The organism is Cohnella phaseoli (genome assembly GCF_003386235.1).
Taxonomy (GTDB): domain Bacteria; phylum Bacillota; class Bacilli; order Paenibacillales; family Paenibacillaceae; genus Cohnella; species Cohnella phaseoli.
The window spans coordinates 62463-87479 of the sequence record NZ_QRDZ01000015.1 but is presented as its reverse complement, the minus strand read 5'-3'; the positions used below and the strand labels follow the sequence as shown (position 1 = coordinate 87479).

The following is a 25017-nucleotide window of genomic DNA, read 5'->3' as shown; positions in this document are numbered from 1 at the left end:
GTTTGATATGTCCGATCTGCAACGCTTTAAGCCCCCTAGAGATTTTTTGTCCGAATTGCGGTTCCGCCGCCGAAGACGAAGGTCGTTCGAGCGATTGGAGCGGACCCTATTCTCCCTACGAGCCCGAGCTCGTCTCCTTCGAGGAGCCTTCCACTGCCGAAAGGACGACTTGCCGGCACATCGTTCGCTGTGTCGGCTGCCAATATGCATTTCCGGTGGAAATTGCCGCATGGCATATCTAGACAACCCTTTCTTCGGGAACCGTCAGCTTCCTACGCCGGATTTCCGTTCGTAGCAATCGTACGAATTCCCTGTCCAGTTGCATGCGCAGCGCGCTCCGATAAGCATCCAACAACAGTTCATCGGTTAACAACGGCAACATGACCCACACCCTCTCCTTAGGTTTGTGAAGGCATCATAGCATGCCTGGAGCAGGGGGGACAAGCCGACAATTATCCACAAGGCAATGTGAGTAAGTTGTGTGTATTTTGTTGAAATCTGCCTCAAAACCTTGATATATCGGTGTGTATATTGTGGATGAAGTTATACACAGGTTTTTGGGCGATTTTCCAATAAAAAACTTTCATAACCGCAAAATATTTAATTACCGTCTTCTATAGAAAATTTTGTCGATAATTTTCGTTTACTGCGGTCGAGTATTGACTTCAAGCATCCAAATATGTCCTTTTCGGTCGATCGCGTAATCGTAACCCAGCTGTCCGATTCCCGGGTAACGACTCTCAAGCAGCGCCGTTGACGCCTTCGTCAAATTTCGCATTTCGCGCTTCTTCTTTCCGACAAGCTTCGCCGACAGCGAGCGGCGAATCCCTTGCGCTGCCGTCATCTGAGTGCCTCCCCGGCACAGATTTGTTACGAACAGGCCCCGTCTCGCCAATCTCCCGACCATCGACCGATACGTCCATATTCCGTTTTCTTTGACATATTTCACGCGGTAATCGATCGGCCGGCCTCCGATTGTCGCCAGCCGGATCCCTTTTTGAATCAAATAAGTCCGCTTCAGACGCGCGGAGTTCACAGCCTTCATCAATCTCTCGAATGAGGAAAACGTTCTTTTATTGGATTTATTCGTAAGTCTGTAGGACGAGCCGAGCTTCTCGATTTTCATGACGCCGATTCCTCCGCCGCCGCGAACCGGTTTGATGACAACCATGCCGTGAACAGCGATCATCCTGCGCAAGTTCGCCGCATTCAGCAGCCTCGAAGGCGGAATATGCCTGGCGATATAGGAATTGGAGCGCAAAGCGTTCGTCTTCACCCACTTGTTGGCTAACTGCCTGCTAATCGTGACTTCCATATAACGGCTCCTTCCCTGAGGGTATGATTATACATACTCATCGCGAAGGACAGGTTCTTGGATGGATGACGCCGGAAATTCGCCCCAATTTGCGAAGGAACGCCAAAAAAGCCGATGTCAATTATCGGCAGGCATCTAATCTAAATAATAACGAAGTTGGAGTATAGCGCTTATCTGCGGGCTGTAACGCTCTCGCTGCGTCTAGAATGGTAGACGAATCTATGTCCGGCTTTGGCCGCCGCTCTGGCACGCTGCTGACATTTCGCGTAACGGTTCAGTTCCTCGTCCAGCAGTTGGGAAATTTCCAATACTTGCGCATGACGCATATCCCCATTTTTTACGTAAGCAAGCACCATTTCATTCCGCAGATTTTCGATATTGCGCTTCAGCGCCGTTAACCTCTTCTCCCGAAATTCCATTTTGGTTCCGCCTTTCTCATTGGGGTTTCTCAACTCCAACTTTGCCCTGTTATAACTTATCATAAACCGAAAGTTTTTGGAAAGTTCCTTAGGGAATATTAAGCAAATATTAGCTTTTTCAACCAAAACAAACAAGCCCTTTTTAATCTCGTGAAATGTAGTTGAAATGGAAGTCCGTTTATGCTCACAGTAATCCAGCGCAAAAACGGCCTCCAAGGCGAATTAGTCATAGACTAACATCGTCGTGGAGGCCGTAATCTAACGCCTGGAATTACCCGATTAGCAAGGCTCAGCCGCAGGGTTGCCCGCTTCCTTCGCTGTGCGGAACGAGGAGCCGCAGCCGCAAGTGACGGTTGCGTTCGGATTGTGAATGGTGAAACCGCCGCCCATGGCGGATTCCTTCCAGTCAATTTCCAAGCCGCGCAAGTATTTCATGCTGTCGCTATCGACGACCACTTTGACGCCGCGAACTTCCATTTCGCTGTCGCCCTCTTTGATTTCATCGTCGAAGCCCATGCCGTATGAGAAGCCGCTGCATCCGCCTTCCTGTACTCCAATGCGCAGAAACAAATTCGGAATTTCTTCCGCGGCAAGCATTTCCTGTATTTTCTCTGTAGCCAATTCGCTGATGTTCATCATTGTCGGTTTCCCTCCCTAGACGATACTGTTCTCTTCCTCAGTATACTCCAGAGAGCTCTAAGCCTCAAGAGATGCATCGCCCGTAGGCTGGTGTGCGATCCCCTTCAATTCGATGCGACAGCGGAATTGCCCTTTCTCGTTGAGCAGAAAATCGGCCAATCGATTAAAAACGTGCGCCAAATCCTGTCCAACCGATTCCGTGTCCAGCGTATAGCGGAATTGATCGGCGGAAAGACTGCGAACGTCCTTCCTGCCGCTGTCCAGCCTTCCGGACGCTTGCATCCTCTTCCATTCCTTGGACGGCTCGAATTTATCCGCTTTGCGCACAATCTGCTCGTAAATGTGCTGCTTTTTAAGCCACATGTAGTATTGAATCGGGTTGTTCAAATTCCAGGCCTGGCTAAGATCCTTGATCGTATACGCCGCCCTGTACTGCCTCAGCGTTTCGATTTTCTCGGCTTCCTCTAGCTTTTCCAGTTCGTGAAGGGGTAAAATATCCGGTTTCAGATTAACACACCGCCTTATTCGATATTTTATTTTTACAATAACCATAATTTTCTTATTATTCAAGTTGATTCCCCTTTTTGCGTTAGTTTATACCCTTTTCTATTTCCAGTTGCCGTAAGGGGGGTTCAGGTTTATAATATTTACAGGTTGTTCACATTTGGGTTTATATGTTTTTCTGGAAAGTTATTTTTTTCACAAACAGTCGACATCCCTGTCGCACTACTTTTATTTCATTACGGCTGGAGGCGCATGCCATGACTCTCGTTACGACACACCCTGACCGCCAAATGGCGGAAATCGCCGATAAAGTCCGGAACGGTCAACGTCTGTCTCTTGAGGACGGACTTTTCCTCTATCGCTCCGACGACCTGTTGACGATTGGGCAATTGGCCAACGAGGTGAATCTAAGGAAGAACGGCAAGAAGGTCTACTTCATCGAAAACATGAGTCTTTACTTCACGAACGTATGCGAAGCGCGCTGCGCTTTTTGCAATTTCCGCAAAGACGAGGGACAAGAGGGCTCCTATACGCTATCGCCTCAGGAAATGATCGATTACGTCGAGCAGCACATCCATCCCGGCGTCCGGGAATTCCATATCGTCGGCGGCCACAATCCTCATGTACCGTTCGACTATTATGTAGAATCGATTCGCGCGCTGAAGGAAAAATATCCCGACGTAACAATGAAGGCCTATACGGCAGCTGAAATCGATTTCTTCTCCCGCATTTCCGGACTGACATACCGTCAAGTGCTGGAGCGGCTTATCGAAGCCGGCCTGGAGACGTTGACGGGAGGCGGCGCGGAAATTTTGTCCGATCAGTATCGGAAAAAGATGCGCGTAACCAAGGCGAATATCGAGCAGTATTTGGACGTACATCGCACGGCGCACAATCTCGGCTTGCGCACGCATACGACGATGCTGTACGGCTCCGTAGAGTCGTTAGAGGAGCGGGTGCAGCATATGATCCACGTTCGCGACCTGCAGGACGAGACGAACGGCTTCCAGGTGTTCATCCCGCTGTCGATGCAGCCGATCAGCCCGAAAGCGAGCATCCGGCGCAGGAATTCCGCTTACGACGATCTTAAAGCGATCGCGATCAGCCGTCTGATGCTGGATAACATCCAACATATTAAAGCCTACTTCATCAACATCGGCACTCAGCTTACGCAAGTCGCGCTCACGATGGGTGCCTCCGATGCGCACGGCACGATCGTCCGGGAGAAGATCAGCCATGCGGCTGGCGCATTAACTCCGGACGGCATTACGCGCGAAGACCTGGTATGGCTCATTAAAGGCGCAGGCCGAATTCCGGTGGAACGCGATACGTTCTACAACGAAGTCAAAGTATACGAGTAATTGGGAGTTCCCCGTCGAGTAAGACGGGGGCTCTTCTGTGTCATACTAAAGCGAACCGACATCAAAGGAGAGCGTTTATGAGCAAGGTCGTTATTTTAGGCGGCGGGTACGGAGGAATGATGGTCGTGCAGGAGCTGTTGGAGCATATTCCCGCCGATCGGCAGCTTGTTCTTGTCGAACGGATGCCCTATCAGGGGTTGAAAACGGAGTATTACGCTCTTGCGGCCGGAACGGTGTCCGATCTGGAGCTGCGCGTCAACTATCCCGTTCATCCGCAACTGCAAATGATTTACGGAAATATTACCGACGTCGATCTGGATCGCCAAATCGTGCACGTGTCCAATCAGGAGCCGATCGCTTACGACTCTCTCGTCATCGCGCTCGGCTGCACGGATAATTATCACGGTATCCCGGGTGCTGTCGATTATACGTGCAGCGTCCAGTCTTTGTCGGCAGCACGCCGCACCTTCCAGCAGATTAACGACATCCGCCCGTACGGCCAGCTGACAATCGTGGGCGGAGGCTTGAGCGGCGTCGAGATTGCTGCCGAGCTGCGCGAAAGCCGCTCGGATATCAATATTCGCATCCTTGATCGGGGCAATAGCGTCCTGTCCGCTTTCCCCGGCAAGCTGCAGGAATACGTCGCTTCCTGGTTCGACCAGCACCATGTGGAGATGCGTTCACATATCGGCATCACCTCGCTGGAACAAGGCGTCATCCATAACGGTTCCGAGCCGATTTTGACGGATGTTACCGTGTGGACCGCCGGCATTCAGCCGGTCGACCTCGTCCAGCGGATCTCGCTGCCGAAAGATCCTCAGGGGCGTCTAGTCGTAAACGAGTACCATGAGCTGCCCGACTATGCCCATGTTTTCGTGATCGGCGATTGTTCCAGCCAGCCCTTCTCTCCAAGCGCCCAACTGGCGGGAGCGCAGGGCAAACAGGTCGCCGAGGTCATCCGGGCCCGTTGGCACGGCAAAGAGCCGAGACTGGGCGGAATCAAGCTCAAAGGCGTGCTTGGCTCGCTCGGCAAGAAGGCCGGCTTCGGCTTAATGGGCGCGACGCCGCTGCTCGGTCGCATTCCGCGGATGCTCAAGAGCGGAGTGCTGTGGAAGAGCAAGCGCCATTTCGGTTAATCTGCGGGACAAGTCCGATCAGAGATCGCCCAGCAGCTTGTCTAGAGCGCTTCGCTCTTCCTCCTGCTGGCGAAGCGCCTCAAGCACCAGGTCGTACAACTGCTCGGCCGACTCGGCTACGACGCTCTCTCCGTTCACCAAGGCGTACGGGGACAGGTAGCATTCGCCGCAATTGCCGAGACATCCGTATTCGATCACTTCGACATCGGGGAGCTGTTCCAGCTTTTTCAGTACCTCGTCCGTTCCGTGATGAGCGTTGCTGACGCAAAACTCCACGATATTCATCTGTATTCGCTTCCTCTCTTCGACAAAAAATGCGAAACATGGCCGGTTTGAAATTAACCCTTTTTGTACTATAATAGACTATGAAAGGAGTGGATGATCATGAGTACGAATGCTCCAAGCATTTATGACGAAGTGAGCGACGTTCTTGACAAGCTGCGTCCGTTCTTGCAACGCGACGGAGGAGACGTCGAACTCGTCGACATCGAAGACGGCATCGTTAAGCTGCGTCTGATGGGCGCTTGCGGCAGCTGCCCAAGCTCCACGATCACGCTCAAAGCCGGAATCGAGCGCGCATTGCTGGAAGAAGTCGAAGGCATTCAGGAAGTCGTTCAAGTGTTCTGATTTTCCTTCATCGAAGCCAGAAGGTTTAGAAAGGTCCTGCCATCGGCAGGACCTTTTGTCATCGCTTCAGCATCGTGCGAATCGGGTCCAGTCCGCCGGACACGTCAATCGTATTGCCCGTGATGAAATCCGATTCCGGCATGCACAGGAATGCGATCATCCGCGCGACATCCTCGCCGCTTCCCGGCCTGCCTCGGGGCGATTCCTCGTCCATCAACCCGGCTACGTCGGCAATGCTTTTCTCCTTATTCTCGCCGCGGATATCTCCGGGACAGATCATGTTCACCGTAATTCCGCTAGCGGCTTCTTCCACTGCAAGCGTCTTCGTAAACGACACGAGCCCGACCTTGGCCGCCGCATAGACGGCTCGATGCGGCCAGGATCTCGCCTCCGAAGCATGGCCGAAGCCGAAATGAATAATTCGCCCCCACTGCCTGGCCCGCATCCCTGGCAGAACCCGATGATCCATTAGCATTGTGCCGACGAGATTACCGTTCATCAGGTCGTGAATGTCGTCCTTTGAATAGTCCGCGAACAGACGTCGCTCCCGAATAAACGGACCGGCGTTGTTAACGAGAATATCGACCTCGCCGAGCCTTCTCTCCGTCTCCGACACAAGGCGCTCCGAATCGTTGGCGATCGCGATGTTCGCTTGAATCGCGTACGCCTTGCGTCCCAAAGCCCCGATTTCTTCAACTAACCGTTCGGCTTCGTCCCGGCTGTTCACGTAATTGATCGCTACATCGCATCCATGGGCTGCCAGCTCCAGAGCGGTGCGTCGTCCCAAACCTTTGGCGCTGCCCGTGATCAGCGCGGTTTTGCCCAGCAGCTTCACGCGGTTCCCCTCCGTCCCGTTGTAGGCTTAATCCATGCGGCGCAAATACGCGCACGCATAGCGAAAAGCGACATGCAGCGAGCCTTGAACCATGGCCCAGCCTTGATCCAGATCCTCCATGTTGGCTCCCAAATTTTCGAGCGTTCTGCCTGCTCCGTTGTTCGCAAGGCTCTGGGCGAGATCGTCGCGCAGCTCCTCGTTCATCTGATGGATCTCGATGTTTCTGCGGCTGCGCAGACGGCTCATCGCGCCTTGGTGCCGTTCCTTGATTTCATTCAACGGCTTCACCAGCTCCCAATGAAGTCCGTTTTGTCTCATATTGCGCAGCATCGTAAAATACGAATAACGGGCTTTAATCCGCTCGGTTCGCAGCGCCAGCAGTTGATTCAACAGCGTGCCCAACTTGTCCAGCAAGGAAAAGTAACGGATATAAGCGTTTTTGTCGAAATAAACGTGGCGCTCGTAGTTCATTTTCTCTTCGGCCGTGAACTCGTCGAGCCGCCTATGGCTAATTTGCTGCGCGTATTTTTTGGCTGCGTAGCAGCTTTGCTCAAGCTCGTCCATCGAGCGCAGCAAACCTTCCGCCCAAATCGCGAAGGTGCGGTATTTCTTTGCTTCCTCCGGCCGACCGCGCGCAAGCTCGGAGCAGCGCCGGGCGAACGCTTCAATGGATCGGACCGTCTCTAGCGACTTCCCCGACCATTCGCGCGGCCATTCTCCGAACAAAACTCTTAGCAATGGCTCTCCCCCTAGGGCGTGTCTGATACTTCGAAGGCAGCAGATTTTGCCGAAATTCCGTTCCATGCAAGGAACTTTTGTGAAGGCGTACCGGAGGTACGTCAAGCAAAAGTGAGAAGCAGGGAGTGAAAAGGCAGTGAAAGATGCCCCTGAGCGGGTTTTCTGACACGCCCTAGCATCGGCTAGCCTTCCTGTCTCATTGTAACGCAAAAGAGACGGCTCGCTCAACCGAATCGCCGGTTTTGCGCCGTCCCTCGTACGAACAAGCTATCGTTTCATTGTCTGCCGCATTCGAATGGCTAACAACACCAGTACGCTGAACAGCGCCGAAATAATAACCGTATGCAGCAGCCCGGTAAATACGTAGGCGTCTTCGTTCGATAAAGTGAAGGAGAGCAGTCCCCCGCTAAAAATTTGCAGAACGACGAGAATAAGCGCCTTGTTGCCGATGGAGGCCAGCTCCGAGCCGGCTCCGGCAGCTTTGCGAACGTAGAACACGACAATAGCAATAAACACGAGCAGCAGCAGCGCGGCAATCCGGTGCGCGAACGCGACTGCAACCGACCCGGATAGCTCGGGCACGATCTCGCCGTTACATAGCGGCCATCCCTCGCACGCCCCTCCGGAGCTCGTATGGCGGATAAACGCGCCGAGGTAAACGACGCCGTAGCAATACACGATAACCGCGACTACGCCCTTGTACAGCCCTGTCGAGATTGACGCGGCAGCTGATGGCCGACGATGCTGCGAGGAGGGAACGGCTTGACCGCTTTGCTCCGCGGCTTGACGCTTGACGAGCTTGTACAGCAGCCAGGTGCAGGTGAAGGCGAATAGCGAAATGCCGAAATGGAGCGCCATAACGATCGAAGACTGCTCCCATTTGACCGCCATCGCGCCGAGAATCGCCTGCATAACTGTAAACAACAGCGCCCCGCCTGCATAAAGCAAGTTTTCACGATGACGCGCGGGCTTCCAGAAATGCGTTACCAAATAGGTCGCTCCGACGAGCAGCCCAACGATGCCGCTAATCATACGATGACTATATTCAACCATCGACTCCACCGTATAAGCTGGTACGAATTTGCCGTTACACAGCGGCCAATCCGTACCGCAGCCGCGGCCGGAATCGGTATTTGTCACGAGAACTCCCGCGATCAAAACGAGAAACATGCCGATGCAGGTCAACAGAGCAAGCAAACGATATCTTTGAAAGGTCATGCATATCCCCGATTTCATGTGAAAGTTGGCGCAATAGGCCTGTTTCCCATTATACCGAACCTCACATGTTAAAACCATGTTCATAATGTGAACATTAAGGGGCTGTCTCCTAAGTAAAAAGAGTCGTACGAAAGAATGATCGATGAGAAAGTTGTCGTGCATGGATCTCCTTACGATGCTATACGATCCTGAAATTTGAATGGGTAAACCCGTTAAGAGGTGATTTCAGGACCGTATGAGGCAGTCTCCAGAAGATACATGCACTTTTTCTTGATCGATCATCTTGTACGACCCTACTTATGAGACAGCCCCGCTGTCAGCCCTGGAAGGGACCGGCTACAGAACTACTGAGCAATAGCGCCGGATACTTCGACTGCCCGATCGAGAAACTGTTCGATCTCCTCGCGCGTCTTGCGCAGCTTGCTGACGAATCGGACCAACTCGCGGCCTTGGCGGAAAGCGATAAAGCTCGGAATGCCCAGTATGTTCAATTCGCCGCATAGATCCGGCAGATCGTCGCGGTCGATCTCGACAAGCGTCAGTCGATCCGCATACGCCGCTTCCACGTCATCGATAAACGGATTGATAAAATGGCAATCCTTGCACCAGGTCGTCTTAAACACCGCCACCGTTAACCGATCTTCGGCAATCTGCTCGCGAAAAGCTTGCTCGTTCGTTATTTTCAGCATGGTCCAACCCCTCCCTTTCTCCATTGCTATTTTCTTATAAATCGCGCGTGACTTCCATCATCTGCTCGTCGTAGTCTTCCCACTCGACTACCTCGTACTCGGCTCCAAGCAAGCCGAACAGATCGTCTGCCGAGATGTACGTCATATTCGCATCGTTCATGAGCGGATGAGCCAGCTTGACGGTTTCTCCGTTTACCGTCGCTTGGTCGGAATCTTTGCGCAAAATAATCGACTTGGCCGTCGGCCGGTCATAGAAGCGAATCTCCATGGGTCCGTTCGCCGGAACCTCCAAATTCGGACGAATGCCGAACTCGCCAAGCGTCTCGCGCAGCGGTACGAAAGCTGTGCCTTCCTCGTCCACGAAGAACGGAATGCCCCATTCGCTGCTGAGCGTAAAGCTTTGATCGTCGATCGCAAAATCGTTTTTCAACAGATCGTACACCACGGAATCGCTGTCGAACATTCTGACGAACCGGTAAGCGTCGTAGTTGTCCAACTCTTCAAGCTTAAGCGCGTTAACCGGCGTTTCGACGGCTGGAATTTCCACTTCGCCGTTTACGTTCCACATTTCGCTGCTTGCCCGCACTTTAATGCTGCGAATCGGGCTGTCTTCTTCCGCAAAAGCGGCCGGGGCAATAACCGCCTCCAGATTCGACTTGCGGATATGCAGCGATTCGTCCACGTACAGGTCGGTTTTCAGCGTAATGCCCTTATCGAAAATTTGCTTCCATTCCTCTTCCTGCTGCGCCTTCTTCAGATCTTCCAGCGCATCCTCCAGCTCAGGCAGCAAGGTCTCTACGGCAAAATTCGCCATAGCCTCAGCGTTGAGGCTCTCCGAGTCCCTCAGTCCGAGATCCAAATCCTCCTCCATCTCGTAGAGCCACTCGAATACTTGAACGACGGTCGCGCGGAAGCCTTCTTTGTCCTTGATCAGATTTTCGAGGTACAGGGGAAGCAGCTGCCCCAATTGCTCGCCGTTCAGCTCCGCGTGCACCTTGGTCAATTTGGTCGACTCGCCGTGAATCGTCTCGTTCACCTGATCGACGGTAATCACCGGAGGATTTGGCAGCCCCTTAATCAGGTACGAGCCGATATTCTGGGCCAGCTTGCGCACCGATTCCATCATCGCCTGCCGGTCTTCTCCGCTCGGCAGCACCATCGTTCCCAACTCGTCCTGCAGGGCGGACAGCTCGAGCACGAAAGGTCTCTTCGCTCCGTCAATGTCGATTCTAACGGCCTTCTCGTCTGCATGAAGCGTGAACGGAATGCTGCCCTTGCTCGTAACCAAATTTCCGGTTACCCATTGATTGCCCAATGCATCCGCTTTCGAGTGAACCAATTCCAGCTTCAGCTTGCGCAGCAGCTCGACCGCCTTCTTCGCCTTCTCGTCCTCCGAAGCGAGCAGAGCCTCGTTGACGTCCACTTCCAGCTCAAGAACGAGCGATTGCTCCTGCTTCTCAATGCTGAGCTGCTTGACCAGCATATCGTTCAGGTTAAGCCCCCCGACCGATTGACAGCCGACAATAACGGTCAGCAGCAGCACGCATAACGTCCATCCCCATCTTTTTAACGTCCGAATGTTCACGAATGAGTCCCTCCCATAAAATAGCTGAGGACGCTTGCGAGCAAGCGCCCAACCTCATTTTATTTCGACGATCAGCCTCTTAATCCTGCCCGCAGTTTCATAAATGGCGCAAGAAGACGCCGTACCGCTTTCGGGTAGGTCGAAATCTCCGCCGCTGTGACGACTCCGAGATAGACGAGCAGCGCCGGATACAGCACGGCAAGCAAGCCTCCCATTACGCCGAAAGCAAGGAAAAACGCCAGTTTATCCGGAAGTCCGCCGCAGATCGCCAGAACGCCCCACTCCGCGAATCCGATCGCAGCCGCCACGATGACGACCGTGAGCAGGAACGGGAGCCAGCGCTTGCCGAGAAACTTGAAGCGCGAACGTTTCCTCAAGCTGAGCACGTTAAAAATAAGCGCCCAGATGAAGCACGCCGTCGTAGCCGCGATAATGCCGTAAACCCCGAAGAACGGAGCGAGCGCGAAGCTGAGGACGACTTTGATCAGGACGCCGGTGAGCGCGTGCATTGTCGCCTTTTTGGGCTCGGAGATGCCCAGCAGAATCGAGTTTGTTACCATCATTCCAATCTGGAAAATCGTACCTAGCGTCAGCATCGCCACCACCTGGCTGCCGATCGGCTTCTCGAACAGCAGTCCGTTCACGCTGAACGCACCGACGCCGAGCAGAAGCACGACGGGCATTCCGCTGAACAGCGCGATCCGAACCGCCAAGGAAGCCTGCTGGCCGACCTTGTCGGCGTCCTTCAGCGCATGAGCGGACGAAATATGCGGTATGATCGACTGGCTAAGCGCAACCGCCAGAATGATCGGGATGCCTGCGATCGATTGGGCGTTCATTCCGTACACGGCAGCCCAATGGTTGATCGTTTCCTGGTCGAAATGTCCCACCGTAAGCGACTTAATCATAAAATTGTCCATCGTATACAGCAGCTGCACCGTAATCCCGGTCATGACGACAGGGATGGACAGGTTAAACAGCTCCTTGTAAATGGAGCGAAGCCGCAGTTGACGCGACGGATCCGCCTGTATGCGCGGCTCTAGTCGGTCGCTAGATTTCAGCTTGCGGGAATAATACAGCATCACGATAAAAGCGCCGATACTGCCGAATACGCTGCCGAAAGCGCCGCCGGCGGCAATGCCTTCCTCGTTGGTCGGATCGATCGCGTAGAATGCGTAAGCGATCACGACGGCCGCGACGACGCGCAAAATCTGCTCGATGATCTGCGAGATGCCCCCTGCAGTCACGAACTGCCGGCCTTGAAAATATCCCCGCATCATCGCGATCATCGGAAACAGCAGCAAAGACGGAGCGATCGCCCGGATTGCGGTCGCGGCTTCCGGCTCCTTCAGAATAGACGAAGCGATCACCGGAGCGATCAACCAGAGACCGATCGTAATGACGACGCCGGCGATTGCCCCGAACAGCATCGCCGCCCGATACACCTGCTGCGCTTCGCGGACGCGCCCGACGGCATAACGCCCGGAGACCATCTTGCTGACGGCGCTCGGAATGCCCGCGGTAGCCACGATCAGCAGCAGCAAATAAATCGAGTTTGCATTGTTGTAGTAAATATTTCCAAGATCGTCCATCAAATAATCGAGCGGAACCCGCTGGAAAATGCCAAGCGCCCGCGCCACAAGCGCAGCGGCCGCTAGAATAAGCGTGCTTTTGAGTAAAGTGTCTTTTTTCAAGGTAACCCTCTTCGCCATTCGATTAAATTAGTTGAAAATCAGCCAGACGATAAACAAAACGATCATTGCGCCTTGCAGCAGCACCTTGACGACAGTGCTCGTGAACAGCCCGACGAGCGAGCCCCAGCCGACCTTCAGCGCGCGGTTGAACTCCGAGCCATGGATCAGCTCTCCGAGTATGGCGCCCGCCAGCGGACCGATAATCAGCCCGAAGGCCGGAATGACGAACGGACCGACCAGAATGCCGATCGTGCTGCCGATGACCGAGGCACGAGAGCCGCCGAACTTCTTAACTCCCCACGCGTTCACCATATAATCCGCCACGAACAGCACGACCACGATCAGCGTCTGGATAATCCAGAACCACCAGCCGAACGGCTCGAACGAGAAAAACCAGCCATAGACGAAAAACGCCGCGTAAATCGCCAAAGCTCCCGGCAAAATCGGGTAGATCGCCCCGGCCATACCGACGGCAAATAAAGCTACGATCAGAACCCAGCCCAAAATATCCATCGCGTCACGTCCTCAAAACGTATTGTTGAATGACTTGAGCGACGCCGTCTTCTTCGTTCGTCCCCGTGATGACGTCGGCTACCATTTTCACCTCGTCCTGCGCGTTGCCCATCGCCACGCCAAGACCCGAAGCGCGAATCGCGGCGATGTCGTTTAAGCTGTCGCCTACCGATACGATTTCGGACATGTCCAGACCCTTGAGCCGGCACAGCTCCATCAACCCCGACGCCTTAGAAACGCCCTGCGGATTAACCTCGATGTTGTTGGGCGAGGAATTGGTAATTTCCAGTCCGTCCCAAACGCCGATCTCCTTCAAAATTTCCTCCAGCAGCGAAAGTTCCTCCGAATAGTAGCCGAATTTCAGCCATACCTTGGAGGCCGGATCGTCGGTCCAGCCGTCCTTGTTAAAGAGACCTTCGGTCGAATACGCCCAAAACCAGACGTCCGGGTGCTTCAAAGCCACCTCGTGCAGACGGATTACTTTATCCGAATCAAGCGTCGTTCGCTTATGCAGGCTATGAGGCTTGCTCCACACCTCTCCGCCGTTCACCGTTATCATCGGCGAATCCAGACCCAGCCGCTCGACGATCGGAATCGCGCCCTGGAAGCCTCTGCCCGTGGAGGCGCACACCGTTACGCCTGCATCGATCGCATGCTTAATCCAAATCGCATTCATCTCGCTTACCTCGCCGTGCTCGTTCAACAGCGTGCCGTCCAAATCCAACGCCAACAACCGATACTGTCTCATCTCGTATGCCACTTCTTCTATCCGCTCCCTAACGCTTTCTTTCTTCCATATAACGATCATTTTATCATAATTCGGCCCTCCAAAACGAATTAAAATAAGAGCCGCCCGGATCCGTCCTCAGACGGATAGGCAGCTCTCGTTCATCTAATTCAGTAAGCTTCGCGAGCCGTGGAGACGCGTTGTCGCAGTTTTCGTACGACAAACCCGTGCGATGGAGAAAACAGGAAGGCGAGCACGAACAATACGCCTGCCACGCACACCATACAGCCTGCAATCGATGCGTCCAGCGCAGCGGCGACATAATAACCGGCAACCGAGCTGATCACGCCGATGACCAGACTCAGGCCGATCATCGTGCCAAGACGATCCGTCAGCAAATAGGCGGTTGCCGGGGGTACGATTAGCAGGCCGACGACAAGGATCGCCCCGACGCTCTCGAAAGAGCTGACCGTCGCCATCGACACGAGCCCCATCAGCACGTAGTGGAACAATGCAACCGGAATGCCGATTGCCGCCGCCAGCGCCGGATCGAACGCACACAGCTTAAATTGCTTGTAAAACAATGAGATCAACGCCACGATAATAAACAGCGTGATTCCTAGCAGCCATACCGCTTTCGGTCCCAAGTCGACTCCGCCGATCGTAAGCGAGTTCCACTGCACGTAGGCGATTTCCCCGTACAGCACGCAATCCAGATCCAGATCGACATGCTGAGCGTTAAGGCTGACCAGCAGCACGCCCGCTGCGAACAGCGAGGTAAAGACGACTCCGATCGAAGCGTCGCTCTGCACGCCGCTCTGCTGGAACATTTGAATGAGAAACACGGTCAGGAAGCCGATGATCGCCGCTCCGAACAGCATGAAAAACGAATCTCTCGAGCCGCTGACCAGAAAAGCGATGACGATTCCCGGCAATACGGAATGGCTGATTGCGTCGCCTACGAGCGCCATCCGACGCAAAATGAGGAAGCAGCCCAGAATGCCGCAGCAAGCGGCAACCAAGGAGCCTGTCAGCATAATCCAAAATCCGCTCATGCCGACACCCCCCGTTCTTTCGCGGATGCGTTAACTCGCGCTCCCGCTTGCTTGGCGTTCTCCGCCGCCCATTCCCGCTTGGCGGAAGAACGACGGAGAAGCTTGGCGATTACGCCGCGGCGCGGTCCGAACAGCACCGAGCCGACGAATACGGCCGTCGCGGTCAGCACGCTTAGCGGTCCGGTCGGAAGCTGCGCCGTGCCGGCGCTGACCCAGGTGCCGATCGCGCCGCTTAGCGCGCCGAACAATCCGGACAGCACGGTCATGACACCAAGCCGATCCGTCCAGTATCTGGCCGACACCGCCGGCGTAATCAGCAGCGCCGCGACGAGCACGACGCCAACCGCCTGAATGCCGACGACGACGGCGATCGTTACGAGCCAGAGCAGCAGCTGCTCCAGCGTCGCGACCGAGAAGCCCAGTCCCCGGGCATAGCCGGGATCGAAGCTAATCAGCTTGAATTCCTTGAACAGCAACGCGCAGACGACGATCAGCACAATCGCGACGCTCGTCATCGTATAGACGTCCTTGGACGTCATCGAAGCCGCCTGCCCGAACAGAAACTTGTCGAGCCCGCTCTGGTTGCCGTAAGAGCTGTGTTGAATTTGCGTCAACAGCACGATGCCGAGTCCGAAAAATACGGACAGCACGATGCCCATCGCCGCATCCTGTTTAATGCGGGAAAATCGGGTGATCCAGCTGATGCCAACCGTGGCGATCATGCCGGCGACGATCGCTCCGATCATGAACAGCCCGACCGACTTGACTTCCGTCAGCATGAAGGCGATACAGATGCCGGGAAGAGCCGCATGCGCCAGCGTATCTCCGATCAGGCTTTGCTTGCGCAGATAGGCGAACGTACCGATGACGCCCGTGCTGATCCCAAGCAGGATGCTCCCCAACAATATCCATTGCAAATTCGGATCCGTAAACAGATTAAGCATGGCCCGTCATCCCCTTCCTGCGATCAAGGCAGGCTCATCGACGCTGCCGCGGCTTTGGATGAAGGTCAGTCTTCCTCCGTAAGCCTTCTGGAGGTTCTCCTCCGTAAAAGTCGAAGCCGTGGGCCCGTATGCGATGAGTTCACCGTTTAGCAGCATGACCGAATCGAAATATTGCTCCACAGTCGCAAGGTCGTGGTGTACGACCAGCACCGTCTTACCCTGCCGCTTCAGCTCGTTCAGAAGTTGGATAATCGCCTTCTCCGTTGCGGCGTCCACCCCCGCGAACGGCTCATCCATGAAGTAGAGAGTCGCGTCTTGCGCCAGCGCCCGAGCGAGAAACACCCTTTGCTGTTGACCGCCGGACAGTTGGCTGATCTGTCTGCTCGCAAAGTCGGCCATTCCGACCTTCTCCAAGCATTCCATTCCGATCGCCTTTTCCTTCGCGCCGGGCCTCCGGAACAGGCCAAGCCTACCGTATCTCCCCATCATTACGACATCCAATGCGTTCGTGGGAAAATCCCAATCGACCGACTCCCTCTGGGGAACGTAGCCGACGAGTTTTCTTTGCAATTTGTAAGGCTGTCCGTAGACGAGCGTCTCGCCGCTCAGCGATGGCTGTAAGCCCAGAATCGCTTTGATCAGCGTCGATTTGCCCGCTCCGTTAGGCCCGATAATGCCGATCAGCTCGCCTTCAGTCGCTTCGAACGAAACGTTCCTCACGACCGGCTTCTTCTGATAGGCAACCGTTATATTCGTTACCGTTAACGGCGCAATGCCGGAATTATTCGCTGCCATGTTCTCTCTCCCCTTCCTAGCTCAACGCTTTGACAATCGTATCCACGTTATGCCGCACCATTCCGATGTATGTTCCTTCGGGGGTTCCGTCCTGGCCCATCGCGTCCGAGAACAGCTCTCCCCCGATCTTGACCTCGTGGCCGAGCTTTTTGGCTCCCTCGATAACCGCTTCGATCGATTTCTTCGGCACGCTCGACTCCACGAATACCGCTTTGATCTTGCGTTCCACCAGCATATCGCGCAGCGCGGTCACATCCTTGGAGCCATATTCGGCCGCCGTGCTAATGCCCTGCAGGCCGACGACCTGAATATCGTACGCGTCTCCGAAGTACCCGAAGGCGTCGTGCGCGGTCACCATCACCCGTCCCTGCTCGGGAATCAAAGCGATCTGTTCTCTGGCGTAACGGTCCAATTCCTCCAGCTTGGCGAGATAGGCCTCGGCCCGTTCGCGGTAGCCTGCCTCGTGCGCCGGATCGTTCTCGATCAACGTGTCGCGGATCGTCTCCGTCGCGCTCATCCACAGCCGTACATTAAACCAAACGTGAGGATCGTGCGTCCCGTCGCCCGTCTCTCGCAGCGACGATTCCGGAATATTTTTGGTCACCGGGACGACCGGTTTCTTCTTGCCCATCTTCTCGAAAATTTCCGTCATCTTTCCTTCCAGATGCAGCCCGCCGTATAAAATGATCTTCGCGTCCTCCAGCTTGGCGATATCTCCTTGCGACGCTTTGTATAAGTGCGGATCGACTCCCGGTCCCATTAGCCCGATTACCTCGACGCGGTCGCCTCCAACCTCCTTGGCGACGTCGCTAATCATTCCGATCGTGGTCGTGATATGCAGCTTCCCCTCGTCCTTGAACGCTCCCGAGCCTGCTCCGCAGCCGCTAACGACCGCAGCGACGGGAACAACCAAAAATAATAAAGTCATAATAAATCGTTTAATTGATGACGGCAAGCGTCTCTTCATTCTGCTCTCTCCTCCCGGCAAATCTCTCTTTGCCTTTAAACAACTGTTTTGCTAGTACGACGAATACTTTCCTCAAAGACTCTTTGTTTATATTATACAACTAAGTTTACCTAATGCAACATTTAAAATAAAAAAAACTGATAATGCCTGTTTCCATGCATCACCCCATCTAACGGAGAAGGTGCATTACGCCGGGCCATTCGATTAGCTCCAGTACCGGTAAACGTTGATTTAACTGGACCAATCTTTATGGTCTCCCAGACCGTTTATGCGAACAAGTTCGATCAGTTTTGATCAGGCGTAACCATGGCGATTGGCCAAAAAAAGACAAACCGACGAATTAACATCGGTTTGCCTCACTCAATGAACTTCCTTCCTGCCAGCGTGCAACTTCACAAATTAAGGCTGAGCGACCGACTCGCCGGCGTTAGCCGCAGCGTTATCGGCTCCCGCAGCTTCTCCCTCGGGAGTTCCGGACGCCGATTGAACGCCACCGTACAGCTGAGGCCGCGGTTTGCCATATAGGCCCACCTCTGCGTCGTACGCATCGAAAATTTGCCGCGCGATCGGAGCCGCACCCCAGCCGCCGTAGCCGCCGTCGGGTACGACGACCGCAACTGCCAGCTTAGGCTTGTCGGCCGGCGCATAAGCGATAAACACCGCGTTTTCCACCCTGCGTCGACTGCCGACGTCCTGCTGCGACGTTCCCGTTTTCCGCATGAATGTGTACGGGACATCATCGAAGCCTTGGACAGAAACTTGGGACATCCCCCTCTCGATCTCTTTCCAATATTGTTCGTGGATTTCGATCGAATTCAGCATTTCTGGTTGGTAGCCTACGGTGACATTGCCGTCGACGTCGCGAATTTCCTGCACGAACTGCGGCTTCATCCGTTTGCCGTGGCTCGCCAGCGTTGCCGCATACTGCGCCAACTGCATCGCCGTATACTTCGCCTGTTGGCCCCAGGCGGACCGAATCAATGCAGACTGAAGCCCTTCCGTCTTCGCACTCTTAAAGTAATCGGCGACGCCTGCGGATTCGCCCTGAAGCCCGCTGCCGGTCGTGACGCCCAAACCGAACTTCTTCATGTATTCGTCCCACAAAATCAAACCGGAATCTCCATCATACTGAAAAAGCTTATTGCCGATCATCGCGGACATGAAAGCATTGGACGATTTCGCGATTGCCTGCCATGCCGTAATATTTCCGTTAGCCTTGTTACTGGCGTTCCAGATACGAACTTCATGGCCTTTGCGTCCAAACTCAAAATAGCCCGGATCTGGAAAAATTGTGTTTGGCGTAAACAGCTTCTCGTTCAAACCGATCAGCACGGACAGCGGCTTCTGAGTGGAACCGAGGTACACCAACGAGGATGGATGGTTTTTACGCTCATCGTACTCCTCGTACGGAGGCTGAACCTCCCGGATCGTGCCGTTGTACTGGAAAAATTGGATCGCATCCAGATCCTTCTGGCTGATGCCGCCCTGCCATACGCTCGGATCGTAGTCCGGCATGCTGGCCATCGCGACGACTTTACCCGTATCCACTTCCATGGCGACGGCGTAACCGGTTGTCGGATGCGCGCTTTCGTACTGCTTGCCCTTGGCATGTCGCACAAAGTCGATATGCTCCATAATCGCCTTTTGAGCCTTTAGCTGAACGCTGCGGTTGATCGTCAGGTACAGATTCTCGCCCTTGATCGGCTTGGTCAACTTCGCCGCTCCAATAATCTCGCCTCGATTGTTGACCGGATATTCCTTGTAGCCGTTGTTGCCTCGCAGCTCGTCTTGATACATCAGCTCAAGCCCGTCGAATCCGACTTCCTCGGTACTAATGTATTTAACCCCGCTGTCGGTCTGATTCTTGTCGATATCTTTATATTTGGGAAGATCCTGAGCCCCGCTCAGCCTCTTCATATAACCGATAAGCTGCACGGCGACACGGTCGTCGCTGTATTGGCGAATGCTCTCCTCGATGACGTCGATGCCCTTGAATTCTTGACGATGCTCGGAGAAATAAGCGATTTCTTCCTTTGTCAGCCCCGTCTTGATTCGCCGCTGCATGTGCAGCTTGTGCACCTTGCCCTCCAAGTCCATGTCTTCATAAACATCCTGAACGGTAAGGGGAGCAGCATTCTTGTCGCCCAGACGGTCGAACACTTCGACAAGGCGAGCGGCAAGCTCCATCGCTTCGTCCTTCTTGATCTTCATATCCATCGTAAAATACAACGATTGCGTAGAGACCGAATAGGCGATCTCTTTCCCTGCCGAATCGTAAATGTTGCCTCGGATCGGAGGGACCGGAACGGTTCGGGAGCCGATTTGGTGCTCCTTAGCCTTCAGGTTGTCGCCTTCCACAAACTGCAAATAGGCCAATCTTACGATCAATACGGAAAAGACGGCAAATGTAATGAAAAAAAATACGTTCAGACGGAAGCTGAAATGTCTTCTGTTGCGGACTTCCCGCTTCTGCGCTTCTTCTGTCAAGCCATTGCTCACCCGGTTGCCCCTCCTTGCCGTATATGAGTATCGGCGAATCCCGGAGGATTAAACCAATCCCCGGCATTTGCCCATGTCGAATCAAGCGGAATCCAGTTCTGCTCTTCGTTCAAATAAACCTCGTTCCAGGCGTGCGGCCCGTATCCGCCGCGACCGTCGTAGCCAAGCCCGGTCACGACGCGAACGTCCAAGCCCGCTGCTCTGGCCATGGAAGCATAAAGACGTGCGTAATCAATGCACACGCCTTTGCGCGTGGCGAACGTCGTCTCGGGATTTTGCTCCCGCCATTCGCCCAAATCCTCGTAAGCTCGCACCTTATCGTGATCGTAAGCAATGCGCGTCCCGACCCAATCGTACAGCGCCCGCGCCTTGGCCCTGTCATCGTCCCGTTCCTTCGTCACGGCCAGCGCCGCCTGCACGATGTCGTCGGGGAGCTCGGCGTCGATGACGTCATATCGCTTCTGCCATAGCTGGTCCAGCTCTCCGGACATCGCCTGGGCGAATACCGGAAGCCGTTCCTCCAGCACGCTGCCCGCGGCGGGGCGGATAATCTGCGCCGCAACCTCCCGGTAAAGTCCCGACTGCTGAATATAATCCGTTAGCGGGCCTTGAGAAAACAGCGCACAGTAAGCGAACAGTGCAGCCGTAACCAGCAGCGCCCTGCCGGCTCCAAGAGCGGCTCCTAACGCGCCTCCGGCCGTACGGCTCACTAGTCCGCCCGAAGGCGAGCCATAGGAAGCAGGCTCCCGCATCTTCGGCAGCAGCGCCCGGGCGGCCCAACCGACAATCAGACGAACGAGCGCGTAGACGATCAGAAACAGGGCCGCAAAGCGCAACAGAGGCAAATCTCGCAAGCCGGTCGTCGCCGTGTAGAAGAACTGCGACCATCCGGAAGAATCCGGACTCGGACGCGACAGGCTGCGTTCTCCAAGCCAGCTCTGCAAGATCGGCGAAAGCTCCGAAGCGGCCACAGCCGCAAGCGCGACCGCAAGCACAGTCAGCGCAGCTTCTCCGAGAAAGAACGCCAGCCGCTTAACGGAACCCGACGCGCCTCTACGGACGCCCTGATACAAAGACAGAGCGATGATCGCGAGCAGTGCCCAGGTGACGAAATTGGCGTCAACTACCGTGCCCCAGCCCTTCATTCCCGTTACTTGGACGCTGCGCGCGCATTTTTGACAAATTCGCGCACTTCGCCCTCCATTTTCCACGTGCCCAACGAAATACCCTTCAGCTTGACGGTAACCTCTCCGGAATTCGGCACCCCGGTCAGCTCAAGCGTATCCGTCGTGATCGTATAGGAGCCGTCCGCGTTCGTCTTGTAAACCGCCTTGCTCGCATCGCCGGCCATCGCCTTGATCGCCTGGTCCTTGGCTTCCTCCGACACCTTGGAGCCGACCTCCTTGATGTCTTCGATCGAATATCCACCGTAGGTGACGATACCGATTACAATCGCGGCGACAAGCACCCACTTGAGCACTGTTTTGACCACTTTGAGCACGATCAGGATCACAATGATCGCAATCGCGATGACGATCCAATTATCTTGCAGAAATGTGAGCCAAGCGTCCGTATTCAAATTCATCCCAACCCCCTCCTTCAAAGTTCATCTCTCGAATTCACATAGCTCCTATTATACCGTAACCGTTCGCCCCCAGTAAACGACGGGCATATCCGCGGGAGATCGGACGTAAAAGTAGGATAAGCCGCGATTGCGGACAAGAGGGGGGATTTGTCCCCGCATCGATTAGGAGGTCGCGGAAAACATGAAAACCGCCGTTTGGCTTTATTTATTTTTGTTCGTTGCGTTTTTTGATCTGCATGCCCAGTACCCGATGCTTACTCCGTTCGCCGTCTCTCTCGGAGCCGCTCCGTCGTTTATCGGCCTGGTGATGGGCATGTACTCCTTGACTCATCTGCCCGGCAACCTGATTGCCGGCATCGCGGTCGATCGCCGCGGCAGTCGTCTGTTCATCTCCATGAGCCTGATTGGCGCGGGCATTCTGCTGCTCTTCCAGGCTCGCGTAACCGACCCGTGGCAGCTGCTGTACATTCGCTCAGCCAGCGGCTTTGTGCTGGCCTTCCTGTCGCCGGCGTGCATGTCCCTGCTCGCCAGATTGGCGAAGACCCATATTCAGCAGGGCAAGCTGATGGCCGGCAACGGTCTCGTGCACACGCTCGCCTCCGTCATCTCCCCCGCCGCGGGAGCGATTCTAGCCGCCAAGCTCGGCTTCGGCCCAGCTTTCGCGCTGCTCGGCTGGGTGCTGCTCGTCACAGGCATTCTGTCGCTGTGGTTTGTCAAAGAGCCTCCTGTCGCCGACGTCCCGTCGCCAAGCGTTGTCGAGCTCGCGGCCGATCCGAAGCAGGCGGACAAGATGGAGCAGGCTCCGACCGGCATGGGTTTCCCCTGGGCCGTATTTTTCCTGCCGATCGGCATGGCGTGCGCGCAGGGCATACTTGCCTTCGAGCTACCTCTGCGGGGCACGGACGCCGCAACGATTATGAGCACCGGCATTTTATTTTCCATCATCAGCCTTGGCTCTCTCGTCACGCTCGGCATGCTATTTCTGAACCGTTACTTGCCGTATTTCCGCACAGTCGGCGGAGTGATGCTGCTGGCGCTCTGCTACTACGGACTGGCCTCCGAGTGGTCCGTATCCTTGCTGACGCTCCTGTTCGTGATCGGCATGGCCAAAGGCGTCATCTTCCCGGCGATGACCTCATTCCTGCTCCAGCTCAGCGGCCCGTCCCGTTACGGACGGACGTTCTCGATGCTGTCCATTTCGCTGTCGATCGGCTCCTTTCTCGGCCCGGTGGCTGCCGGGGCGGTGAGAGATCATTTCTCGCCCTATTTTTTGTCCTTTCTCGCGCTGATGCTGGCCCTGACCTTCCTGTTCCCGCGCGCCGCCTTCAAAATGAACTGGAATCCCAATTCGGCGATCCCTCCGCATGCCCATTGAGGCGATCGTTAAGCGGCGGCATTGGAGAAAATGGTACAATAAAAGTGCGTGTACAAAAAATACGATTATCAGCAGCAAAAAGTTGGATAAAGAGCCGGCTAAATTAAAATTTGACGTCGAATAAGTAGCGACCGGAGGAATTCGACTTGGACATCGCCATCATCGTCGAAGGAAAAAACGACAAAAGCCGTCTCTCCCGCGTCCTCGTTCCGGAAGTGCCGATCTACTGCACGTTCGGAACGTTGAATACGGATCGCATCGAAACGCTTCGCAAGGAAGTCGGAGACAGCCACGTGTATCTGTTCACCGACCACGACGCTTCCGGGCGGCGCATTCGGGGCATTCTGCGCGACGTATTTCCCGATGCCGATCATATCTACACGCGCAGAGGCTATATGGGCGTCGAAGGAACGCCCGAGGAATATTTGATCCAGCAGCTTGAGAAGGCGGGGCTGGAGGAGTACATTGTTTATCCGGAGCCGGACAACCCTTTTGCGTAACGGGCTGCCAGCAATGTGCCAAAGCAAAAACGGGCGGGTTTATCAGCACGAGACGCGTAATGTGGCTGAACTTAGATCCGCTCCGCGGAAAATAAAAAAGAAAATCCGCTTTACGTATGCCGTTGCACCCATTTCGAGCCATTTAAACCGTGTTTCCCTCTCTCCTACCTAATCATGACCCACAACGTTTACAATTTATTGGATATTAAACCTTTACGACGGATCTATTTGCACACATGAGCTTACGCAGGGAAGTTAGTCGGAAATTCGTACAACGCAGCTCGAACCAGGCTTAAATGGCGGACTTTTGTAGGAAAAACCGCACAAAGCAACTCGGATCAGACTCAAACGACGAACGTTTGTAGGAAAAACCGTATAAATCAACTAGGATCAGAAATTATATGTCACTAAAGCGTCTGCAATGATTATACGAATATCTTATGGAATTATCTGGAGGTGTTGTGGGTCATGATAAGCTCTCCTACCGCCTCCTGCCAAAACAAAAAACCGTTCCTATCGCAAAGGAGGCTCTCGCTTCCATTTGCTTTAGGAACGGTTTTTTAACTGTTGCGTTTAGAGGAGGCTTTTGATTTTCTTGGTCAGCTCGCTCGGGCTGAGCTTCTCCCCGGTTCCTTCAAGATCGATAAAGTCGTTGGCCGAAATCCAGTCGCGGATTTGCCCCTTCTCATCCAGCAGCACGATCAGATTCATATGACCGAAATTGCCTTCGTTGTCCTTCTGTACGAGAATGGAGTATTTCTTGGCCAGCTCTGCCGTTTCCAGCTCGTCTCCCCGCAGGAACTTCCAGCCTTCCTGATCGGCGTCGAACCGCTCGGCGTAGTTCTTAAGCAGCTCCGGCGTATCGCGGTCCGGATCGATCGTCACGGAGAGGAACTGCACGTCTTTGCCGAACAAGCCTTCTTCCTTGAGCTCGTCCTGCACTTCGGACATGACGAACGTCGTCGGCGGACAGACGTCCGGGCAATTCGCGAAGAAGAAGTAGAGCAGCCGCACTTTGCCGTTCGTGCCGCTCAGCGATACGGTCTCGCCGTTGATATCGGAGTAGGAAAACTCGGTTCCCTGCCCTTGCACGGGAAGCTCGTCCTTCTTGTTCTGCTGCTGCAGAATGAAATATCCCATGATGACGCACAGCGCCAGCACGACAAGCGAGAAGCCGTAACGCTGAAGCCATGGTTTCTGAGGCCCGTTCTGCTTGACGGGCTCCATAACGACGTCTTCCCCGGCAGATGTCGGCTGCTCGGGCTGTTTGTTCTCTTCCTTGGACAAATCCATTGTG

Annotated in this window: 28 protein-coding genes; 6 read left to right on the top strand and 22 right to left on the bottom strand. The window is 54.6% G+C overall.

Features of this window, described 5'->3' with window-relative positions; translation table 11 throughout:
* The first annotated feature begins 2 nt into the window (after window positions 1-2).
* A complete protein-coding gene (locus tag DFP98_RS19115) occupies window positions 3-242 on the top strand; it encodes a hypothetical protein (RefSeq protein WP_116062201.1) in 240 nt (79 codons plus the stop codon).
* Here DFP98_RS19115 and sda read toward each other — a convergent pair.
* The 5 genes from sda to DFP98_RS19090 all read right to left on the bottom strand — a co-directional run bounded on the left by sda (window position 239) and on the right by DFP98_RS19090 (window position 2943).
* Entirely contained in the window at window positions 239-382 is a 144-nt protein-coding gene (sda, locus tag DFP98_RS19110) for a sporulation histidine kinase inhibitor Sda (protein WP_116062200.1), read from the bottom strand. The genes DFP98_RS19115 and sda overlap by 4 nt on opposite strands.
* Before the next feature lie 261 nt (window positions 383-643).
* Window positions 644-1315 carry a YheC/YheD family protein gene (locus DFP98_RS19105; protein ID WP_116062199.1) on the bottom strand — a complete coding sequence of 224 codons (672 nt, stop codon included), beginning with the start codon at window positions 1313-1315 and terminating at the stop codon, window positions 644-646.
* Between the two features lie 170 nt (window positions 1316-1485).
* Window positions 1486-1734, bottom strand: coding sequence for an aspartyl-phosphate phosphatase Spo0E family protein (locus DFP98_RS19100; protein ID WP_181917793.1), 249 nt, complete (start codon window positions 1732-1734; stop codon window positions 1486-1488).
* A gap of 279 nt (window positions 1735-2013) precedes the next feature.
* On the bottom strand, window positions 2014-2373 hold the full coding sequence (erpA, locus tag DFP98_RS19095) for an iron-sulfur cluster insertion protein ErpA (protein WP_116062197.1): 360 nt from the start codon (window positions 2371-2373) through the stop codon (window positions 2014-2016).
* A 57-nt stretch (window positions 2374-2430) separates the two neighbouring features.
* Window positions 2431-2943: a hypothetical protein gene (locus DFP98_RS19090; protein WP_116062196.1), complete on the bottom strand. Its 513-nt coding sequence runs from the start codon at window positions 2941-2943 to the stop codon at window positions 2431-2433.
* 191 nt (window positions 2944-3134) lie between these two features.
* Here DFP98_RS19090 and mqnE point away from each other — a divergent pair, with 191 nt between their 5' ends.
* Window positions 3135-4238 (top strand): aminofutalosine synthase MqnE, encoded by a 1104-nt coding sequence (gene mqnE, locus DFP98_RS19085; protein ID WP_116062195.1) that lies wholly within the window; start codon window positions 3135-3137, stop codon window positions 4236-4238.
* A gap of 77 nt (window positions 4239-4315) precedes the next feature.
* Window positions 4316-5374, top strand: coding sequence for an NAD(P)/FAD-dependent oxidoreductase (locus DFP98_RS19080; RefSeq protein WP_116062194.1), 1059 nt, complete (start codon window positions 4316-4318; stop codon window positions 5372-5374).
* Window positions 5375-5392: 18 nt separating this feature from the next.
* Here the strand turns inward: DFP98_RS19080 and DFP98_RS19075 are convergent, their stop codons facing one another.
* Entirely contained in the window at window positions 5393-5659 is a 267-nt protein-coding gene (locus tag DFP98_RS19075) for a YuzB family protein (RefSeq protein ID WP_116062193.1), read from the bottom strand.
* Window positions 5660-5758: 99 nt separating this feature from the next.
* Between DFP98_RS19075 and DFP98_RS19070 the strand changes: the two genes are divergently transcribed.
* Entirely contained in the window at window positions 5759-6001 is a 243-nt protein-coding gene (locus tag DFP98_RS19070; protein ID WP_116062192.1) for a NifU family protein, read from the top strand.
* Window positions 6002-6059: 58 nt separating this feature from the next.
* On the opposite strand, the gene DFP98_RS19065 is transcribed toward DFP98_RS19070, so the two are convergent.
* From DFP98_RS19065 to DFP98_RS18995, 15 genes are all read right to left on the bottom strand, one after another.
* Window positions 6060-6830: an SDR family oxidoreductase gene (locus DFP98_RS19065; protein WP_116062299.1), complete on the bottom strand. Its 771-nt coding sequence runs from the start codon at window positions 6828-6830 to the stop codon at window positions 6060-6062.
* Between the two features lie 33 nt (window positions 6831-6863).
* Window positions 6864-7574, bottom strand: a complete 711-nt coding sequence (locus DFP98_RS19060) for a Cthe_2314 family HEPN domain-containing protein (protein WP_181917792.1) — start codon at window positions 7572-7574, stop codon at window positions 6864-6866.
* A gap of 267 nt (window positions 7575-7841) precedes the next feature.
* A complete protein-coding gene (locus DFP98_RS19055) occupies window positions 7842-8792 on the bottom strand; it encodes a COX15/CtaA family protein (protein WP_116062191.1) in 951 nt (316 codons plus the stop codon).
* A gap of 344 nt (window positions 8793-9136) precedes the next feature.
* Window positions 9137-9481: a thioredoxin family protein gene (locus tag DFP98_RS19050; protein WP_116062190.1), complete on the bottom strand. Its 345-nt coding sequence runs from the start codon at window positions 9479-9481 to the stop codon at window positions 9137-9139.
* A gap of 34 nt (window positions 9482-9515) precedes the next feature.
* The gene (locus DFP98_RS19045) at window positions 9516-11066 is read right to left on the bottom strand and encodes a stalk domain-containing protein (RefSeq protein WP_116062189.1); all 1551 of its coding nucleotides are present in this window, start codon (window positions 11064-11066) and stop codon (window positions 9516-9518) included.
* Window positions 11067-11137: 71 nt separating this feature from the next.
* The gene (locus DFP98_RS19040; protein WP_181917791.1) at window positions 11138-12760 is read right to left on the bottom strand and encodes a putative polysaccharide biosynthesis protein; all 1623 of its coding nucleotides are present in this window, start codon (window positions 12758-12760) and stop codon (window positions 11138-11140) included.
* A 27-nt stretch (window positions 12761-12787) separates the two neighbouring features.
* Window positions 12788-13273 (bottom strand): DUF456 domain-containing protein, encoded by a 486-nt coding sequence (locus tag DFP98_RS19035; RefSeq protein ID WP_116062187.1) that lies wholly within the window; start codon window positions 13271-13273, stop codon window positions 12788-12790.
* Window positions 13274-13277: 4 nt separating this feature from the next.
* On the bottom strand, window positions 13278-14033 hold the full coding sequence (locus DFP98_RS19030) for a Cof-type HAD-IIB family hydrolase (RefSeq protein ID WP_342772499.1): 756 nt from the start codon (window positions 14031-14033) through the stop codon (window positions 13278-13280).
* 137 nt (window positions 14034-14170) lie between these two features.
* Window positions 14171-15055, bottom strand: a complete 885-nt coding sequence (locus DFP98_RS19025; RefSeq protein WP_116062186.1) for a metal ABC transporter permease — start codon at window positions 15053-15055, stop codon at window positions 14171-14173.
* Window positions 15052-15999 (bottom strand): metal ABC transporter permease, encoded by a 948-nt coding sequence (locus DFP98_RS19020; RefSeq protein ID WP_116062185.1) that lies wholly within the window; start codon window positions 15997-15999, stop codon window positions 15052-15054. Before DFP98_RS19020 ends, DFP98_RS19025 begins: the two co-directional genes overlap by 4 nt.
* Before the next feature lie 6 nt (window positions 16000-16005).
* On the bottom strand, window positions 16006-16794 hold the full coding sequence (locus DFP98_RS19015) for a metal ABC transporter ATP-binding protein (protein ID WP_116062184.1): 789 nt from the start codon (window positions 16792-16794) through the stop codon (window positions 16006-16008).
* A gap of 16 nt (window positions 16795-16810) precedes the next feature.
* A complete protein-coding gene (locus tag DFP98_RS19010; RefSeq protein ID WP_116062183.1) occupies window positions 16811-17761 on the bottom strand; it encodes a metal ABC transporter solute-binding protein, Zn/Mn family in 951 nt (316 codons plus the stop codon).
* Window positions 17762-18160: 399 nt separating this feature from the next.
* Entirely contained in the window at window positions 18161-20260 is a 2100-nt protein-coding gene (locus DFP98_RS19005) for a peptidoglycan D,D-transpeptidase FtsI family protein (protein ID WP_116062182.1), read from the bottom strand.
* Complete coding sequence (locus DFP98_RS19000; protein ID WP_116062181.1) at window positions 20257-21405, bottom strand: transglutaminase domain-containing protein; 1149 nt, start codon at window positions 21403-21405, stop codon at window positions 20257-20259. Before DFP98_RS19000 ends, DFP98_RS19005 begins: the two co-directional genes overlap by 4 nt.
* A gap of 5 nt (window positions 21406-21410) precedes the next feature.
* Window positions 21411-21845, bottom strand: a complete 435-nt coding sequence (locus DFP98_RS18995) for a hypothetical protein (protein WP_116062180.1) — start codon at window positions 21843-21845, stop codon at window positions 21411-21413.
* A 181-nt stretch (window positions 21846-22026) separates the two neighbouring features.
* On the opposite strand from DFP98_RS18995, the gene DFP98_RS18990 reads away from it, so the two are divergent.
* Window positions 22027-23220, top strand: coding sequence for an MFS transporter (locus tag DFP98_RS18990; protein WP_116062179.1), 1194 nt, complete (start codon window positions 22027-22029; stop codon window positions 23218-23220).
* Window positions 23221-23366: 146 nt separating this feature from the next.
* A complete protein-coding gene (locus DFP98_RS18985; RefSeq protein WP_116062178.1) occupies window positions 23367-23720 on the top strand; it encodes a DNA primase in 354 nt (117 codons plus the stop codon).
* A gap of 573 nt (window positions 23721-24293) precedes the next feature.
* On the opposite strand, the gene DFP98_RS18980 is transcribed toward DFP98_RS18985, so the two are convergent.
* On the bottom strand, window positions 24294-25013 hold the full coding sequence (locus tag DFP98_RS18980) for an SCO family protein (RefSeq protein ID WP_116062177.1): 720 nt from the start codon (window positions 25011-25013) through the stop codon (window positions 24294-24296).
* Between the last annotated feature and the right edge of the window lie 4 nt (window positions 25014-25017).

Excerpts from the sequence above, each read along its gene's own strand:
- sda (WP_116062200.1), bottom strand. The coding sequence starts at position 382 with ATGTTGCCGTTGTTAACCGATGAACTGTTGTTGGATGCTTATCGGAGC.
- DFP98_RS19100 (WP_181917793.1), bottom strand. The coding sequence starts at position 1,734 with ATGGAATTTCGGGAGAAGAGGTTAACGGCGCTGAAGCGCAATATCGAA.
- DFP98_RS19000 (WP_116062181.1), bottom strand. The coding sequence starts at position 21,405 with ATGAAGGGCTGGGGCACGGTAGTTGACGCCAATTTCGTCACCTGGGCA.
- DFP98_RS19055 (WP_116062191.1), bottom strand. The coding sequence starts at position 8,792 with ATGACCTTTCAAAGATATCGTTTGCTTGCTCTGTTGACCTGCATCGGC.
- DFP98_RS19070 (WP_116062192.1), top strand. The coding sequence starts at position 5,759 with ATGAGTACGAATGCTCCAAGCATTTATGACGAAGTGAGCGACGTTCTT.
- DFP98_RS19020 (WP_116062185.1), bottom strand. The coding sequence starts at position 15,999 with ATGCTTAATCTGTTTACGGATCCGAATTTGCAATGGATATTGTTGGGG.
- DFP98_RS19080 (WP_116062194.1), top strand. The coding sequence starts at position 4,316 with ATGAGCAAGGTCGTTATTTTAGGCGGCGGGTACGGAGGAATGATGGTC.
- DFP98_RS19035 (WP_116062187.1), bottom strand. The coding sequence starts at position 13,273 with ATGGATATTTTGGGCTGGGTTCTGATCGTAGCTTTATTTGCCGTCGGT.
- DFP98_RS19075 (WP_116062193.1), bottom strand. The coding sequence starts at position 5,659 with ATGAATATCGTGGAGTTTTGCGTCAGCAACGCTCATCACGGAACGGAC.
- erpA (WP_116062197.1), bottom strand. The coding sequence starts at position 2,373 with ATGATGAACATCAGCGAATTGGCTACAGAGAAAATACAGGAAATGCTT.
- DFP98_RS19025 (WP_116062186.1), bottom strand. The coding sequence starts at position 15,055 with ATGAGCGGATTTTGGATTATGCTGACAGGCTCCTTGGTTGCCGCTTGC.
- DFP98_RS19105 (WP_116062199.1), bottom strand. The coding sequence starts at position 1,315 with ATGGAAGTCACGATTAGCAGGCAGTTAGCCAACAAGTGGGTGAAGACG.
- DFP98_RS18990 (WP_116062179.1), top strand. The coding sequence starts at position 22,027 with ATGAAAACCGCCGTTTGGCTTTATTTATTTTTGTTCGTTGCGTTTTTT.
- DFP98_RS19050 (WP_116062190.1), bottom strand. The coding sequence starts at position 9,481 with ATGCTGAAAATAACGAACGAGCAAGCTTTTCGCGAGCAGATTGCCGAA.
- DFP98_RS19010 (WP_116062183.1), bottom strand. The coding sequence starts at position 17,761 with ATGAAGAGACGCTTGCCGTCATCAATTAAACGATTTATTATGACTTTA.
- DFP98_RS18980 (WP_116062177.1), bottom strand. The coding sequence starts at position 25,013 with ATGGATTTGTCCAAGGAAGAGAACAAACAGCCCGAGCAGCCGACATCT.
- DFP98_RS19015 (WP_116062184.1), bottom strand. The coding sequence starts at position 16,794 with ATGGCAGCGAATAATTCCGGCATTGCGCCGTTAACGGTAACGAATATA.
- DFP98_RS18995 (WP_116062180.1), bottom strand. The coding sequence starts at position 21,845 with ATGAATTTGAATACGGACGCTTGGCTCACATTTCTGCAAGATAATTGG.
- mqnE (WP_116062195.1), top strand. The coding sequence starts at position 3,135 with ATGACTCTCGTTACGACACACCCTGACCGCCAAATGGCGGAAATCGCC.